12 protein-coding genes are annotated in these 14640 nt (G+C 45.1%); 7 read left to right on the forward strand and 5 right to left on the reverse strand.

What is annotated here, in order from left to right:
• Positions 1-8: 8 nt before the first annotated feature.
• Together ABIE26_RS13035 and ABIE26_RS13040 are read right to left on the reverse strand one after the other, a co-directional pair.
• Positions 9-2000: a DUF1800 domain-containing protein gene (locus tag ABIE26_RS13035; RefSeq protein WP_310142284.1), complete on the reverse strand. Its 1992-nt coding sequence runs from the start codon at positions 1998-2000 to the stop codon at positions 9-11.
• A gap of 57 nt (positions 2001-2057) precedes the next feature.
• Positions 2058-2507: an SRPBCC family protein gene (locus ABIE26_RS13040; protein WP_310142282.1), complete on the reverse strand. Its 450-nt coding sequence runs from the start codon at positions 2505-2507 to the stop codon at positions 2058-2060.
• Between the two features lie 253 nt (positions 2508-2760).
• Here ABIE26_RS13040 and ABIE26_RS13045 point away from each other — a divergent pair, with 253 nt between their 5' ends.
• From ABIE26_RS13045 to ABIE26_RS13075, 7 genes are all read left to right on the forward strand, one after another.
• Positions 2761-3435 (forward strand): 3-keto-disaccharide hydrolase, encoded by a 675-nt coding sequence (locus tag ABIE26_RS13045; protein ID WP_310142280.1) that lies wholly within the window; start codon positions 2761-2763, stop codon positions 3433-3435.
• 153 nt (positions 3436-3588) lie between these two features.
• Complete coding sequence (locus tag ABIE26_RS13050) at positions 3589-4470, forward strand: cupin-like domain-containing protein (protein WP_310142278.1); 882 nt, start codon at positions 3589-3591, stop codon at positions 4468-4470.
• Positions 4471-4584: 114 nt separating this feature from the next.
• Positions 4585-5466: a cupin-like domain-containing protein gene (locus ABIE26_RS13055; RefSeq protein ID WP_310142275.1), complete on the forward strand. Its 882-nt coding sequence runs from the start codon at positions 4585-4587 to the stop codon at positions 5464-5466.
• 84 nt (positions 5467-5550) lie between these two features.
• On the forward strand, positions 5551-6648 hold the full coding sequence (locus ABIE26_RS13060; RefSeq protein ID WP_310142274.1) for a vWA domain-containing protein: 1098 nt from the start codon (positions 5551-5553) through the stop codon (positions 6646-6648).
• Positions 6648-8144, forward strand: a complete 1497-nt coding sequence (locus tag ABIE26_RS13065; RefSeq protein WP_310142272.1) for a sigma 54-interacting transcriptional regulator — start codon at positions 6648-6650, stop codon at positions 8142-8144. Before ABIE26_RS13060 ends, ABIE26_RS13065 begins: the two co-directional genes overlap by 1 nt.
• Positions 8137-9375 carry a metallophosphoesterase gene (locus ABIE26_RS13070; RefSeq protein ID WP_310142270.1) on the forward strand — a complete coding sequence of 413 codons (1239 nt, stop codon included), beginning with the start codon at positions 8137-8139 and terminating at the stop codon, positions 9373-9375. Before ABIE26_RS13065 ends, ABIE26_RS13070 begins: the two co-directional genes overlap by 8 nt.
• Positions 9376-9393: 18 nt before the next feature.
• Positions 9394-10275 (forward strand): hypothetical protein, encoded by an 882-nt coding sequence (locus tag ABIE26_RS13075; RefSeq protein ID WP_310142268.1) that lies wholly within the window; start codon positions 9394-9396, stop codon positions 10273-10275.
• Here ABIE26_RS13075 and ABIE26_RS13080 read toward each other — a convergent pair.
• The 3 genes from ABIE26_RS13080 to ABIE26_RS13090 are packed head-to-tail and all read right to left on the reverse strand — an operon-like array spanning position 10272 to position 14558.
• Positions 10272-10961 carry a response regulator transcription factor gene (locus ABIE26_RS13080; protein ID WP_310142266.1) on the reverse strand — a complete coding sequence of 230 codons (690 nt, stop codon included), beginning with the start codon at positions 10959-10961 and terminating at the stop codon, positions 10272-10274. The genes ABIE26_RS13075 and ABIE26_RS13080 overlap by 4 nt on opposite strands.
• Before the next feature lie 4 nt (positions 10962-10965).
• Positions 10966-12633, reverse strand: coding sequence for a sensor histidine kinase (locus ABIE26_RS13085; RefSeq protein WP_310142263.1), 1668 nt, complete (start codon positions 12631-12633; stop codon positions 10966-10968).
• An 8-nt stretch (positions 12634-12641) separates the two neighbouring features.
• The gene (locus tag ABIE26_RS13090; RefSeq protein WP_310142262.1) at positions 12642-14558 is read right to left on the reverse strand and encodes a S9 family peptidase; all 1917 of its coding nucleotides are present in this window, start codon (positions 14556-14558) and stop codon (positions 12642-12644) included.
• Positions 14559-14640 lie beyond the last annotated feature (82 nt).

A 14640-nucleotide genomic window follows, 5' to 3' on the forward strand; every position in this document is an offset into this window, starting at 1 on the left:
TTTAAGGTTTATTTACGTTGAAATTCAGGAGAGCCGATAATTACACCCACCACCTGGGCCAGCATGCTATTGTTGCCGTTAAGGCTTGTCATGGCATCGGCGTTTTTACCGTATTGCTTTTTACCGGGCTTTCCTTTAGGTTTTTTCTCTGCAGCCATCATTCCCTCCTCCTCATTGGTCATGGTATCCATGGCAGCCGGCGGTGTTGCTTTTGCTGCTGCACTTTCTACTTTATTCGCCAGGTTAGGGTCATTTAACATGGGTTTCAAACGTTTAACCGTTTCTTCCAGGTTCCGTTCCGGCATAATGAGTTTACTATAGGTAAGCAGGGCCGCATCGCTGCTTTCCGGTTCATGGTTGTTGTTCAGAGAAGCCAGGTTGATCTTAATTCCCGGGATGCGCTGGGTAGCCAGTGCCAGTCCAAAGTTCATGCGGTTCAGCAAAGATCCGGTATTGATCCAGTACTGTCCCCTATCCGGAAAACCGGTTGGTGCCTGATAATAATACATCCTTTGCCCCATTTTATTTATCCATGCATAGAGCTGGTAAGGCTGGGTAATCTCTGCATTGAGGCTACGGACTGCACTGATCGCCAGTTCAAACGGTGATTTGGTTTTTTCTCTCAGCGCTTCCTTGTTCCAGAACTCGGGGGCACTAACCATGGCAATCATTACCTGTCTGATGTCGCCGTCGGTCCGGGTAAATGCTCCGGCCATTTTATCAACCAGCTGCAGCGAAGGATTATCGTTTACAAACCTTGTAGCCAGTTTTTTGGAAATGAATTTGGCAGTAGAGGGATGGTGGGCCAGCATGGTAAGGAGTTCTACGCCTTCCTCATAACCTCTGTTTGCAGGGAAGCGTTTACCCAATACCACTTTCTCACTATTGTCATGCCGTGTAGGCACAAACAGGAAATCGCCATCATGTACATAGCCGCGTTTTTCGAGCGTGCTTTCTCCAACCCGTTCCATCAGATTTTTAGCTGCCGACCCGTAGCCATTCTCGCCCATAGGCGCTATTGTCCAGCCGGTAAGTATCCTGGCCGCTTGTGTGACATCATTTTGGGTGTAACCGCCATCAACACCTAAAGTATGGAGTTCCATTACCTCACGTGCATAGTTTTCATTTAATCCGCCCTGTTTTTTCTTATTGGCCTGTAATTTTTTCAGCGCAGGCGAATTTGCCATCAATCTGGCCCTTGCAGCCTGGCGTTTTTTGGCCATAGGCCCTTCCCCCATCTGCATTTCCATATTATTTGCAGCCAGGGGCTGCCCGCTGCTCGAGAAATTGTCGAGGTACATTAACATGGCCGGCGATTTTGCCGTAGCCATCAGCAAAGTCTGAAATTTGCCCGTTACGTTTGGACGGATCACATCACGTTCATATGCCGGAACAAATGATGCGCATTGGTTCTTTGTTAAAGAAACATTAAAATGGTTGAACCAGAAATCTGTGAGTAATTCATGGAGCTGGTTATTGGTGTAGGCGGCCCGTAATATTTTCTGGTTAAAGAACTGCCTGTAAAGTTCCTGTTGCGGTTTATAACCCTTGGAGTCCATAAAAGCCTTTACCCGCTGCCGGTATTCCTTTCCATCAGCTTTGTTTACAGAATCTTTGTCGATAAAACCTTCCTTAACAGCCATCCTCACGGCCTGTCCGGGGCGTGGATATTTGTTTTCAACCTCGGTATTGCTCAGGTTGATGTCATCGTACTGTTTCAGTTTCCCATCCAGCAGCTGATCGTTCTGTTGTCCATCCAGTTGCTCCTTAAACCATTTTTCCAGGCCGGTCTTTACCACTTCATCAATATCCTCTGCTTTGGCCCCATAGGTAAACCTGCTGAGCAGGTGCGCTGCGGCCTGCCGCTCGGTAAGTCCCGCCTGCTTATACGGGAATACAAACTTCACAGCTGCCGGCTTCTCTTTTTGAAAAGAGGAGCACAGCACTGCGACAAATAATACTAAACCAAAAGAATAGAGAACTTTAGCCGGTGCTTTCATACCATGTTTATCTTGATTACAATGCTATGACACCGGAAGTCTGCGAAGGTTTAAAGATCAGGCATCCGGAATTTCCGGTTCTACCAGTTTAATGAGTTTTTCCAGGGATTCCTGCCAGCCGAGGTAACACATTTCGGCAGGAATTACTTCCGGAATGCCTTCCTGCAGTACTTTAAGTTCGGCACCTACCAGTGTTTTTTTAAGCCATACTGAGGTGGTCATTACCCCCGGAAGGTTCGGGTCGTCAAATTTATCGGTATACTTTAAGAATTCACCAGGCTTTACCTCCAGGTACTCTCCGCCAAATGAATGGCCATTGCCGGTTGTAAAATTGTGAAAGGACATTTTAAAAGTACCACCTACACGAACATCCATATTGTGTACGGTACAAAGAAAACCATATGGCGGCAGCCAGGAGGCAATGGCCAGGGTTTCGGTAAAGGCCCGGTATACTTTTTCTGGTGAGGCCTTAATTACTCTGTGCAATGAAACTTTGTTTTCTGACATAATATTATTTTTTGCTTTAACCAAAGATACCGGTAAAATCAGATGCCAGAAGGGGGAGAATACGACAATTTAAAGGCAATTTGCGACTATTTAAGCCGGCTTGGTATACCTGGTTATGGGGCTTGTACCTTATTCGCAAGCGTGCGTAACCCTGAAGGAAGGCCTTTGCTAAAATATGATACAAGCAGGCCAATTTAATCAATTGATATTCAATCCATTTTTAGTTTATTGCAGCTGTACTTTAACAATCATAATGAAAAGCAAACCGATATATCCGCTGCTTGTTTGTGTCTTATTTATGGCCATTGTTCAGAAGGGCCGGGCGCAGGATTTTAAACCGCTGTTTAACGGAAAGAACCTTAAGGGCTGGTATTCTTTTCTAAAATCAAAAGGAAAAAACAATGACCCTGAGCAGGTCTTCTCCGTCGAAAATGGTTTGCTGAAAATAACCGGCAAGGAGTTTGGCTATGTGGTTACTGAAAAATCATTTAAGGATTTTCACCTTGTGGCCGAATTCAAATGGGGCGAAAAAAAATACCCGCCAAGAGAAAATAAGGTGAGGGACAACGGCATCTTATACTATGTGGTACCAGAAGACCGGGTTTGGCCGCGATCTATTGAGTGCCAGATTCAGGAGGGTGATTGCGGTGATTTCTGGCTCATCGATAGCACCACAGTGGTAATTGATGGCCTGAGAACCCCCGCTACAAAAAACACACATATTGTTAAGAAAAAAGATGCAGAAAAACCTTCGGGCGAATGGAACCGGGTAGAGGTCATTGCAAAAAATGGCAAATGTACCCACATCATGAATGGTGTAGTAGTGAACGAAGGCAGCGATGCAAGCCTGCGCTCTGGCCGCATCCTGATCCAGTCTGAAGGTGCAGAAACCTATTACCGCAAAATCGAAATTAAAGAATTAAAGTGAACCAAGTCCTTGATATGGCAAGGAACTCCCCTATACTAAATCCTGACTTTTTTACACCATTTGTCAGAACTATTCCATTTTTCCTGCAAAGGTTACCTTTCAATTTCCCGATTATATAGTTTTGTTTCATCTTCATCTTAACACTAAATTCATATGAAGTTTAACCTGGCTCCAATCGATATCGTTGATGACATCAGCAAAGCGGATTTTGAAAAAAACTACCTGAACGCCCGCAAACCATTGATCATAAAAAACATGTCCAGAACCTGGCCTGCCTATGAAAAATGGAACCTGGATTACATGAAAAACATAGTGGGCGACAAGACTGTGCCGCTGTACGACAGTTCAAAGGCCGATCCCTCCAAGCCTATTAATGCATCCGCAGCTGAAATGAAATTTGAGGATTACATTGAACTCATCAGGAATACACCTACCGACCTTAGAATATTCTTATTTGACCCAATTAAACACGCGCCTAAATTGCTGGACGATTACCGGGCACCTAAAGAATTAATGGGCGGCTTTTTAGACAGCTATCCGAATATGTTTTTTGGCGGCAAAGGTTCTGTTACCTTCCTGCATTACGACATAGACCTTGCACATATCTTCCATACCCACTTTAACGGGCGGAAACACGTGATCCTGTTCGAAAACAAATGGAAAGAACGCCTGTACCAGATCCCCTACGCCACTTATGCCCTGGAAGATTACGATGTAGAACGGCCTGATTTTGAGAAATTCCCGGCATTAAAAGGCGTTCAGGGTGTGGAAGCTTTCCTCGAACATGGCGATACCCTGTTTATGCCTACAGGTTACTGGCATTGGATGAAATACCTGGACGGCTCGTTTTCTATCAGCCTGAGGGCCTGGGACAAATCCTGGACTGTAAAGGCCAAAAGTCTGTATAACCTTACCCTGCAGCGTAAGTTTGATGATTTTATGAAAGCCAATTTCAGGGAAAAATACATGAACTGGAAAGAAGGGCTGGCCATAAAAAGGGCAAATAAAGCATTGGCAAGACAATGGCCCGCATAAACGGCGGCTTTGATGCACATCATATATGAAATTGTAAATTTTAATTTACATTTGTTGTAAATAAGGTCGGCAGCGAGCATTGAGCCGCTTCCATGTACCTTATCATAGAATGATATGAGCTTTATTTTAAAGCCGGTAGATACCGTTGAGAGCATCAGCCCTGCTGATTTTAAAAAAAATTACCTGGACGCACGCCGTCCGCTGATCATTAAAGGCCTGACCAAAACATGGCCGGCCCGCGAAAAATGGGACACTGAATATCTGAAAAAGATAGGCGGAGACATTACTGTAAGCCTGATGGACAACTCCAAGGCCGACCCCTCCAAGCCCATCAATGCCTCGGTTGCAGAAATGAAATTCGGAGATTACCTCGACCTGATCAAAAGGGAACCTACCGAACTTCGTATATTTTTCTTTAACCTTTTCAAACACCATCCCGATCTGATCAATGACATCGTGATCCCGAAAGACCTGATGGGTGGCTTCATAGAAAGCATGCCGGCCATGTTTTTTGGCGGCTCCAACTCCGTTACCTTCCTGCATTACGACATAGACCTGCCCCATCTTTTCCATACCCATTTTGGTGGCAGAAAACACATCATCCTGTTCGATAACAAATGGAAAAAGCGGCTTTACTGCATTCCAAATGCAACCTACGCGCTGGAAGACTATGATGTTGCCAATCCTGACTTCGAGAAATTCCCGGCACTGAAAGGTGTGGAGGGGTATGAAGTGTTTCTGGAACATGGCGATACCCTGTTTATGCCTACAGGTATGTGGCACTGGATGAAATACCTGGACGGCTCCTTTTCTTTGAGCCTTAGGGCCTGGGATGCTTCCATTACACGCAAAGCACAAAGTGTGTTTAACCTGGCTGTAAAAGGCGGGCTGGACAGTGTGCTCAAAATGGCCTTTAAAGCCCCATATGCAAAATGGAGAGAACGCCTGGCCATCAAAAGGGCTGAAAACGCACTGGCCGAAGGCAATCCGAAGTAAATTATCCCTGCCGTCTTTTTACAAGCGGATAACATTACTGAACATACAAACTTTTACCTTCGGTAATTCGTTTATACTGAATACATGAGAGGGTTCCGATTTTCTGATTTTAAACCTGATGACCTGCCAAAAGGTGGTTTTGAGGAATTGCTGAAGCTGTTTACCCAGCTGCTCAATTACACCGCAGGTGATGCCGGGGAAACCCTTGCCTGGATGAACGAGCTGGATAAGCAGTACAAGTTTACCAACAATGCGTATGGTATGGGCGATTTTATAGAGGAGCTGAAAGAAAAAGGCTACCTGCAGGAAAACCCCGCCAATGGCGACCTCAGCATAACCGCCAAAACAGAACAGACCATTCGCCAATCGGCGCTTGAAGAAATCTTTGGCAAGCTAAAAAAGGCAGGAAAAGGGAACCACAATAGTAACATTTCAGGAATCGGTGAAGAAAAGAATGCCGACAGAAGGGAATATACTTTTGGCGACAGCCTGGATCAGATAGACATGACCGCATCTATACACAATGCCCAGATCAATCACGGCATTGGCAACTTTACCCTTACCGAGCGGGACCTGGAAGTAGAAGAAAAGGATTACAAGACCCTTACCTCTACCGTACTCATGATCGACATTTCCCATTCCATGATCCTGTATGGCGAGGACCGCATCACACCCGCAAAAAAAGTAGCCATGGCCCTGGCGGAACTCATAAAAACCCGATACCCCAAGGACACCCTCGATATTGTGGTTTTTGGAAACGATGCCTGGCCCATTACTGTAAAAGACCTGCCTTATCTGCAGGTTGGCCCCTACCATACCAATACCTTTGCCGGGCTGGAGCTGGCTACCGACCTGCTTCGCAGGCGCAAAACGCACAACAAACAGATCTTTATGATTACCGATGGCAAACCTACCTGCCTGAAAGAAAACGGCCGCTATTACAAGAACAGTGTGGGACTGGACCGAAAAGTAATCAGCAAAACCCTGAACATGGCAGCCCAGTGCAAGCGCCTGGGAATTCCCATCACCACCTTTATGATTGCCAAAGACCCCTATCTGCAGCAATTTGTAAGGGAGTTTACCCAAATCAATGGCGGAAGGGCATTTTATAGCTCACTGAACGGATTGGGAGAATATATTTTTGAAGATTACATTAAGAACAGGAGAAAGACAGTCAGATAATGGACCATATCAATATCAAAACACTCGGAGCATTAAAAGCCTCCAATTACACCCCGCTTTCTGTTAAAGAAGAACTGCGTAAAAACCTGATCAGGCAGTTGCAGGATAAAGATGCCGGCTTTGATGGCATTTTAGGATACGATGAAACGGTAATACCAGAACTGCAAACAGCCATTTTATCCCGTCACAACATCCTGCTGCTGGGTTTACGCGGCCAGGCAAAAACGCGCATTGCACGTTTAATGGTGAACCTGTTAGACGAATACATTCCTTATGTAAGCGGCAGTGAGATTTTTGACGATCCGCTGAACCCCATTTCCTGGTATGCCAAACATGAGCTCATGATACATGGCGACAATACGCCTATTAGCTGGCAGCATCGCTCGGAACGCTATACCGAAAAACTGGCCACCCCGGATGTAACCGTTGCCGATTTGATTGGTGATGTAGATCCCATTAAAGCAGCAACGCTTAAACTGACGTATAACGATGAAAGGGTCATCCATTTCGGACTGATTCCAAGGGCTCACCGCAGCATTTTTGTGATCAACGAGCTGCCCGACCTCCAGGCACGCATACAGGTTGCACTATTCAATATGCTCCAGGAGAAGGATATACAGATCAGGGGCTTTAAATTGCGCCTGCCGCTCGATGTTCAGTTCGTGTTTACCGCAAATCCTGAAGATTATACCAATCGCGGATCTATTGTAACCCCCTTAAAAGACCGTATTGAAAGCCAGATCCTTACCCACTACCCTAAAACCATTGCCATTTCCAGAAAGATCACTTTCCAGGAGGCTAGGATCAGTGCAGAACAGACACAGCGTATTGAAGCCGACGGACTCGTAAAAGACCTGGTAGAGCAGGTTGCATTTGAAGCCCGGAAAAGCGAATTTATCGACCAGAAATCAGGTGTATCGGCAAGGCTAACCATATCGGCCTATGAAAACCTGATCAGTACCGCTGAACGCAGAATGCTGATCAACAGAGAGAAAACCACAGCCGTACGCCTGTCAGATCTTACGGGCATTATTCCGGCTGTAACCGGAAAAATTGAGCTGGTATATGAAGGAGAACTGGAAGGGCCTGCAAAAGTAGCCAACACCCTGATCGGCAAGGCCATCAAAAGCCTGTTTACCCGCTATTTCCCCGATCCCGAAAAGGCGAAGAAAAGCAAATCTGCAAACCCTTATTTAAGCATAACCGAGTGGTTCACCGAGGGGCACAGCCTGGATATCTCGGATGACCTGAGTGCTGCACAATACAAAAAGGAATTGATGAAGGTTGCAGGACTGAAAGACCTGGTAAAGAAATTTCATCCCAAGTTAAGTGAAAACCAAAGCCTGCTGCTGATGGAATTTGTATTGCATGGCCTGGCCGAATATTCGCAATTGAATAAAAACTACCTGGAAGGTGGCTTTGGCTTCTCCGACATGTTCGATAGCCTGTTTAATATGGACCTGGAACAAGACGACGACGAGGAAAATTATGGGTAGGTTATCAATCATTCTGTTCTTCTGCGCTTTCCTGCTGGTGTTCGATTATTACTGCTATCGCGCCATATTAAATACCTTTAAAAAGTGGAGGCCCGGCACCAAAAAGATATTCGGCATTTTATGGTGGACCTATACCATAGGTTTACTGCTGGGTGTTTTTGCCAGCATCTACCTTAATCTTTACCTCACTGTAAGGGCAGTAATCCTTGTGGCCTTTTTTCTTACTGTAGTTTGTAAAGTGGTGATGCTGCCTTTCCTGCTGATCGACGATCTGCGCAGGCTGATCATCCGGTTAAAGCGCCCGCGCAAAACAACTGCAGTTCAGGCTCCCCAGGAAAACATCAGCCGTTCTGCCTTTCTAATGAAAGCGGGACTGGTTACCGCGGCCATTCCGCTGGCCTCGTTGAGTTGGGGTGTGCTATCGGGGGCCTACGATTACAAAATAAAGCGCCGCAAACTGGTATTGCCTAATTTACCTAAGGCATTTGACGGCATAAAAATGGCCCAGATATCCGATATTCATTCCGGCAGCTTCTATAACAAAAAAGCCGTAATGGGCGGGGTAGAACTGCTGCTTGGCGAAAAACCCGACTTTGTTTTCTTTACGGGCGACCTGGTGAACGATATGGCTTCCGAAATGCGCAACTACCAGGACATTTTCAGTAAAGTAAAAGCCCCCCTGGGTGTATATTCTACCCTGGGCAACCACGATTACGGCGACTACCACTACGGCAGATCTCCTTCTCCTGCAAAAGCAAAAAACCTGCAGGATGTGATCAAAACCCATAAATTAATGGGTTGGGACCTGCTGATGAATGAAAACAGACGGTTAAAAGTAGACGGGGAAGAAATAGGGATCCTGGGTATAGAAAACTGGGGTATGGGCCGCTTCCCTAAATACGGGAAGATGGAACTGGCGGTGCAAAACACCGATGACCTCCCTGTAAAGCTGCTCCTGTCGCACGATCCCTCACACTGGCGCGGGCAGGTGCTGGAAAAATATCAGCAGATAGACGCCATGTTTAGCGGACATACCCATGGGATGCAGTTTGGTGTGCGCACCGAGCATTTCCAGTGGAGCCCGGTACAATACATCTATAAAGAATGGGCCGGTTTATACCGGGAACAAAACCAGCAATTGTATGTAAACGTGGGCTATGGCTTTTTAGGTTACCCGGGAAGGGTTGGAATTTTGCCGGAAATAACGATATTTGAGTTGACACGGGCTTAATCCAAATATTTGCTGCACATGATCAAAAAAGTGCTCTTGCCTATTCTTGATTTTTTGCTTTTCAGCAACCTGTTTATTGCCGTATGTGCCGTAGCCCAGGGTTTGGTAACCTATCATCTGCTGCATGCAAAACCAGATAAATACATCCTGGCCATTATCTTTTTCGGTACGCTGAGCATTTACAATTTCAGCATGCTGCTGTCCAAGCCCAAAAACCCCGAAGATTCGCCCTTTGTAAGGGTAAGATGGATCTTTTCGCATCACCGGCTCATCATCTCGATTACGCTCATTTCCATGCTTTGCCTTATCCCACTGGGCCTGCTGTACCTCAGTATAGAAGCTAAACTGCTCATGATCTTTACTGCCGTATTGGCCCTGGGTTATAATGTTCCATTTTTAACGCTCAACAACCAGCAGATCGGCCTCAGGAACATCCCCGGCATCAAACTGTTCCTGATTGCATTGGTATGGTCTGTAAGCTGCGTGCTGCTGCCGGTGGTAGAACTGGAACACAATTACCAGATCAACATTTCATCGGCAGAAACCTTGCTGCTGGTGGCCAAACGCTTTCTCTTCATTGCAGCCATCACCATACCCTTCGATATACGGGACCTCTTCCAGGATAAACTGTATGCGTTAAAAACCATTCCCGTAATGCTGGGAGAAAAAAAGGCCTACATCTTCTGTCAGTTCCTGCTTGTGGCTTACCTGGTATTGCTTATCCTGTTTAACCAGACCGTAAATGCAGATACCATTGGCCTAACGCTAACCCTATTGCTCACTGGCTGGCTGATCTTTAAGTCCAATATCAAAAAGAATGAATACTACTATTTCTTTTACCTGGACGGCACCATGCTGCTGCAATACCTGGTACTTGTACTGATCAGCTTTATCAGTTAAGCCGGGTTAAAACGATAACCTACCCCCCTTACCGTCTGCAGCAGCTGCGGATTATCCGGGTTCAGCTCTATCTTTTTACGCAGGCGTACAATGTGCATGTCCAGCGTACGGGTATTCACATCAGAATTATAACCCCATACCACCAGCATCAGCTCATCCCGGTTGATTACCTTATTCGGGTTCCGCAAAAAGTACAATAATATCCGGTTTTCCAGAATCGTAAGTTCTATCTTTTTACCTTCCCTGAACAAAGTGTGGATATTAGGGTGGTGTTCCATATTGCCAAAGCGGTGTACCTCAGAACGTTCGTTGTTTAAAATAAATTTCACCTTACTATCGAGCATAGCCACCAGTACATCCATGTTAAAAGGCTTGCTCACATAGTCAGAAACCCCAAAATTATAGGCATCGATCTTATCCACGTCCTGGGCTTTCGCGGTCATCATGATGATCAGGTTGTCAAATCCCTGCTTACGTACCTCCTCGCACACCTGTGCACCCTGTTTTCCGGGCAACATCCAGTCTAACAAAACAATATCAGGTTTTTCCGATAAGATGAGCTTTTCCGCAGCTTCCCCATCGCCCACTTCCGAAACCTCATATCCTTCGGCCTTTAAACGATGTACCACTAAAAAACGTAAATTTTCATCGTCCTCAACAATCAGTATTTTAACTCCTTTCGACATAGTATTAATCATTATATGGTAGTACAATTTTAAATTCTGTTCCTTTGTTCACCTTACTCCTCACTGTAATTTCGCCCTTCATAAAGTTAACCAGTTCCTTACAGAAAGCCAAACCCAGGCCCACACTACCGTTCTGGTTGTACTGGTTCTGGATGCGGAAAAACTTCTTAAATATATTATTAATTTCTGAGGCGGGGATACCGATGCCCTGATCGGCAAACCTGAACACTACTTTTCCTTTGATCAGTCTTGCACTGATGTGCAATTTTTTCCGCTCTGCAGGTGAATATTTATAAGCATTTTCGGCCAGGTTATCGAACAGGCTGCCCAGCAGCACCGGATCGGTAACAAAAGTTTTGAATCCTGAGATTTCGTAGGTGAAATCAAAGTCGGGGTGCTTTAAGCGGTGTGCCTCAACGGTACTTTCCATAAAATCAACGATCCTGATCTCATCGCGGTTCAAGGCTATTGACTTATTTTCTATCTGTGTAAATGCCAGCAGCTTATTCATCAGCCCGTTCAGCTTATCGGCCTCTTCGTCCAGGATCTTACCATATAGTTTCAACTCCCGGTCTGTCAGCACCGTAGCACTTTTGATGTTGTTCCCCGCAATCTTTATGACGCTGACGGGTGTCTTGAATTCATGCGTCAGGTTGTTTACAAAGTCGTATTGCAGCTTAAACATCTTCTGGTTGATGTTCAGGTTACGGTAGATGAGAAAAGCCACCAGCACAACGATGCCATAAAACAAGAGCAATGCAAGTGCTATTGGTAAAAAATAGCTGAAAACCTCCTTTTCTATGAAAGATTTTGAGGAGATGAAATAAAGCTTATAATCCGAAAATGGCCCCGGCAGTGTAATCTCTGTGCTCAGGTATACCTCGGTAGTATCCAGCGGATCGTAAGTAAGCGGCTCAATTTTAATGTACTGGTACAATAGCGGCCGGGTATTCATGATCTTTATTTTATAAGGATCGAGCTGAAAGGAAAGCATATCCTGCTGGTAAACAGGATTGGCTTCCAGGCGGTTTCGCATCATGTGTTTATAAGCCTTCAGGTCTTCCAGCCTTGGAATATTCAGGTAGGTGATTTTGTTGGAACGCACATTACTGAAATTGCTGAACAGCTCGTCCTGTCCGGGCACACGTGTAGTATCCAGGCTCTCAATGTAAGACACCAGTTTTAGTCCTAATGCATTAAAATCATCGCCTACAATAAAATTACGGGTATTGTTCCTGGAAAAGAGCTGTACAGAATCCAGAGGTACCAGGCTGCCAAACTGGTAGATGTTTTTAGGGCCAAAGGAGAATTTCCCTATATTCAGGCCATCGCTAACGGGAGTATTGCTCACTTCGGAATCATAAAAAACAACCTTTGAAACAAAAGGATATTCCAGTAAAACCGTATCAACAAAGCTGGCCGCTGTGGCAGAATCCAGGTATCCGTTATAAAAAGAAACCTCTGGCAGCTTTTTCTGAAAGAAATCGTTATACGGTTTAATACTCTCTTCCAGTACGTTTACTTTTTCGGAAACAAACTCGTTTTCGATGTATTTTGTACTGAACCGGTAAGCCAGCCCAAGAGAAAGCAGGAACAGCACAGACATCAGCACGATGAAGGTAAGTATCAACGAAAAATTCTTACGGTAACCGTCTCTTTTTTCTGAAGCCATGCGTGAATTTACTTCCTTTTCAGGTTAACTTCTAAAAATTCTTCCAGGGCGGTATAAAATTTATGCCTCACATCGGGGTTTCTGCCAAAGATCACGTCTCCATCGGTTTCCAGGTATGTGATGCTGACATTTCTTTTCTTGAGGTTTTTTACAAACTGTATGGCCTCGCCTGAATTGTTGTTCGGGTCGTTGATATTTTCGGCCAGCAGCACCGGGGCATTGATCTTATCGGTCTGGAACAGCGGCGATACCTGCCTCATCCTGTCCATATCCTTTACCGGATTGCCAATAACCTCGTAATACATTTGCAGGTTAGGTTTTTGGTATGGAGGGATAGATTTGAGATAGGTAAGCAGATTGATAACCCCAGAATTTGAGGCTGCACAGGTGTACATGCCCTTGCTTAGGTACAGTCCGTTTAAAGCAATATAACCACCAAAACCACTTCCATATAGAGCAATTCTTTTAGGATCGGCAATTTTTTTACCGATCAGCCATTTCACACCATCGTCAATGTCGTCCTGGATTTTCCCGCCCCACTCTTTAAAACCAGCTGCAGCAAATGTTTTCCCATAACCGGAGGAACCCCTGTAGTTCACCTGAAATACTGCATACCCCCTGTTGGCCAGGAACTGAACTTCGGGGTTATAACCCCAGAGGTTTCTCTGGGCCGCAGCATCATGCGGCAATACCACTACAGGCAGGTTTTGTGCAGCCTTATTCAAGGGCAAGGTAAGGTAACCATGAATCCTGAGACCATCACGTGAACTATAGCTTACCGGTTTCATTTCGCAGAGCTCATTTTCATGAAGGGAAGCATTAAAATCACTCAGCTTTCTCAGCTTGCCGGTATTGGCAAAATACAGGTAATAAGAACCCGGGTTACGGTCAGTAAAGGTCCGGAGTATAAACACACTCTCCGCCTCATCCATATCAAATATCCTGGTCTCGGTTTTCGGTAACAGCTTATCCAGATTGCTGTAAAGCTGCTTCACAGAGTCGTCCAGAAAGTGCTTCTCCTTTTTCCAGGTTTCATACACCACAAAAGAAAGCTTTTGTTTTTTCTTTGAATATTGGGCATCGGTAATGTTCAGTGTATCGTTACAAAAAATATTCTTTAGTTCTTTTCCGGTATTGCAATCGACTTCTACCAAAGCGGTTTTATCCCGGTTCACATCAGATATGGCATAAATTACATTTGGCCGCTGGTGGTCAAAAGCCACGGGATGGAAGGTGTCTTTAAAATTACTGGCTAATACCTTTTTAAAGGCCTGGCTTTCATTTTCCCTGTAAAGTATGGTTGAATTCACCCCGTCACTGCTCACTGCCAGGCGCAGCTTTCCTTCCGAATCCGTACGCCAGTCGACAATATTTCCCGGGTTCCTGGCGGCCATCTCCATCTCTCCGTTCCGCACATTTAAGCGATAAACATCAAAAACCGTCGAATCTCTTTTATTGGACGAAACCAGCAGGTATTTATCGTCGATCAGCTGATCTTCAATTACCTTTAAGCGGCTTTTATCGTTATTCAGTAACTGTCGCTCGTTGTTCCCGTCTTTATCAATGATGAAGATATCGGATTGGCGTTTAGCGGCATCAATTTCTTTGTAATAGATCAGTTCGTTGTTGCTTACCCAAAAATAAAATACGATGCTCTTGTTCTTCAGGCGCGTAATACTTTTGCCTTTTCCGCCTTCAACATTTTCAATATAGAGGTTCTGGTCTTTTCCTTGCAGTTTAAGGTAAGAAAGGTGTTTGCCATCAGGAGACAATCTGTATGCGATCTTTTGCTGCGATTTAAAAAAATCGTCAACAGGGATTACCCTTGTCTCCTTTTGCGGCTGGCAGGCAGGCCATAAAAACGCAAAACTGAGCGCAAAGGAAAACGCAAAAAAGAGCTTGAAATATCTTTTAAATCCGGTCATATCACTGATTAGCTTACAAAGCTACGCAACATGCCCTTTGTACCAAGGCAATACACCAATATTGTTACTTTAAAGCCTAATT

Origin of the sequence: Pedobacter africanus, assembly GCF_040548825.1 — a bacterium.
GTDB classification, from domain to species: domain Bacteria; phylum Bacteroidota; class Bacteroidia; order Sphingobacteriales; family Sphingobacteriaceae; genus Pedobacter; species Pedobacter africanus_A.

Coding starts and splice junctions, on each gene's coding strand:
- ABIE26_RS13035 (WP_310142284.1), bottom strand. CDS start 2,000: ATGAAAGCACCGGCTAAAGTTCTCTATTCTTTTGGTTTAGTATTATTT.
- ABIE26_RS13040 (WP_310142282.1), bottom strand. CDS start 2,507: ATGTCAGAAAACAAAGTTTCATTGCACAGAGTAATTAAGGCCTCACCA.
- ABIE26_RS13045 (WP_310142280.1), top strand. CDS start 2,761: ATGAAAAGCAAACCGATATATCCGCTGCTTGTTTGTGTCTTATTTATG.
- ABIE26_RS13050 (WP_310142278.1), top strand. CDS start 3,589: ATGAAGTTTAACCTGGCTCCAATCGATATCGTTGATGACATCAGCAAA.
- ABIE26_RS13055 (WP_310142275.1), top strand. CDS start 4,585: ATGAGCTTTATTTTAAAGCCGGTAGATACCGTTGAGAGCATCAGCCCT.
- ABIE26_RS13060 (WP_310142274.1), top strand. CDS start 5,551: ATGAGAGGGTTCCGATTTTCTGATTTTAAACCTGATGACCTGCCAAAA.
- ABIE26_RS13065 (WP_310142272.1), top strand. CDS start 6,648: ATGGACCATATCAATATCAAAACACTCGGAGCATTAAAAGCCTCCAAT.
- ABIE26_RS13070 (WP_310142270.1), top strand. CDS start 8,137: ATGGGTAGGTTATCAATCATTCTGTTCTTCTGCGCTTTCCTGCTGGTG.
- ABIE26_RS13075 (WP_310142268.1), top strand. CDS start 9,394: ATGATCAAAAAAGTGCTCTTGCCTATTCTTGATTTTTTGCTTTTCAGC.
- ABIE26_RS13080 (WP_310142266.1), bottom strand. CDS start 10,961: ATGTCGAAAGGAGTTAAAATACTGATTGTTGAGGACGATGAAAATTTA.
- ABIE26_RS13085 (WP_310142263.1), bottom strand. CDS start 12,633: ATGGCTTCAGAAAAAAGAGACGGTTACCGTAAGAATTTTTCGTTGATA.
- ABIE26_RS13090 (WP_310142262.1), bottom strand. CDS start 14,558: ATGACCGGATTTAAAAGATATTTCAAGCTCTTTTTTGCGTTTTCCTTT.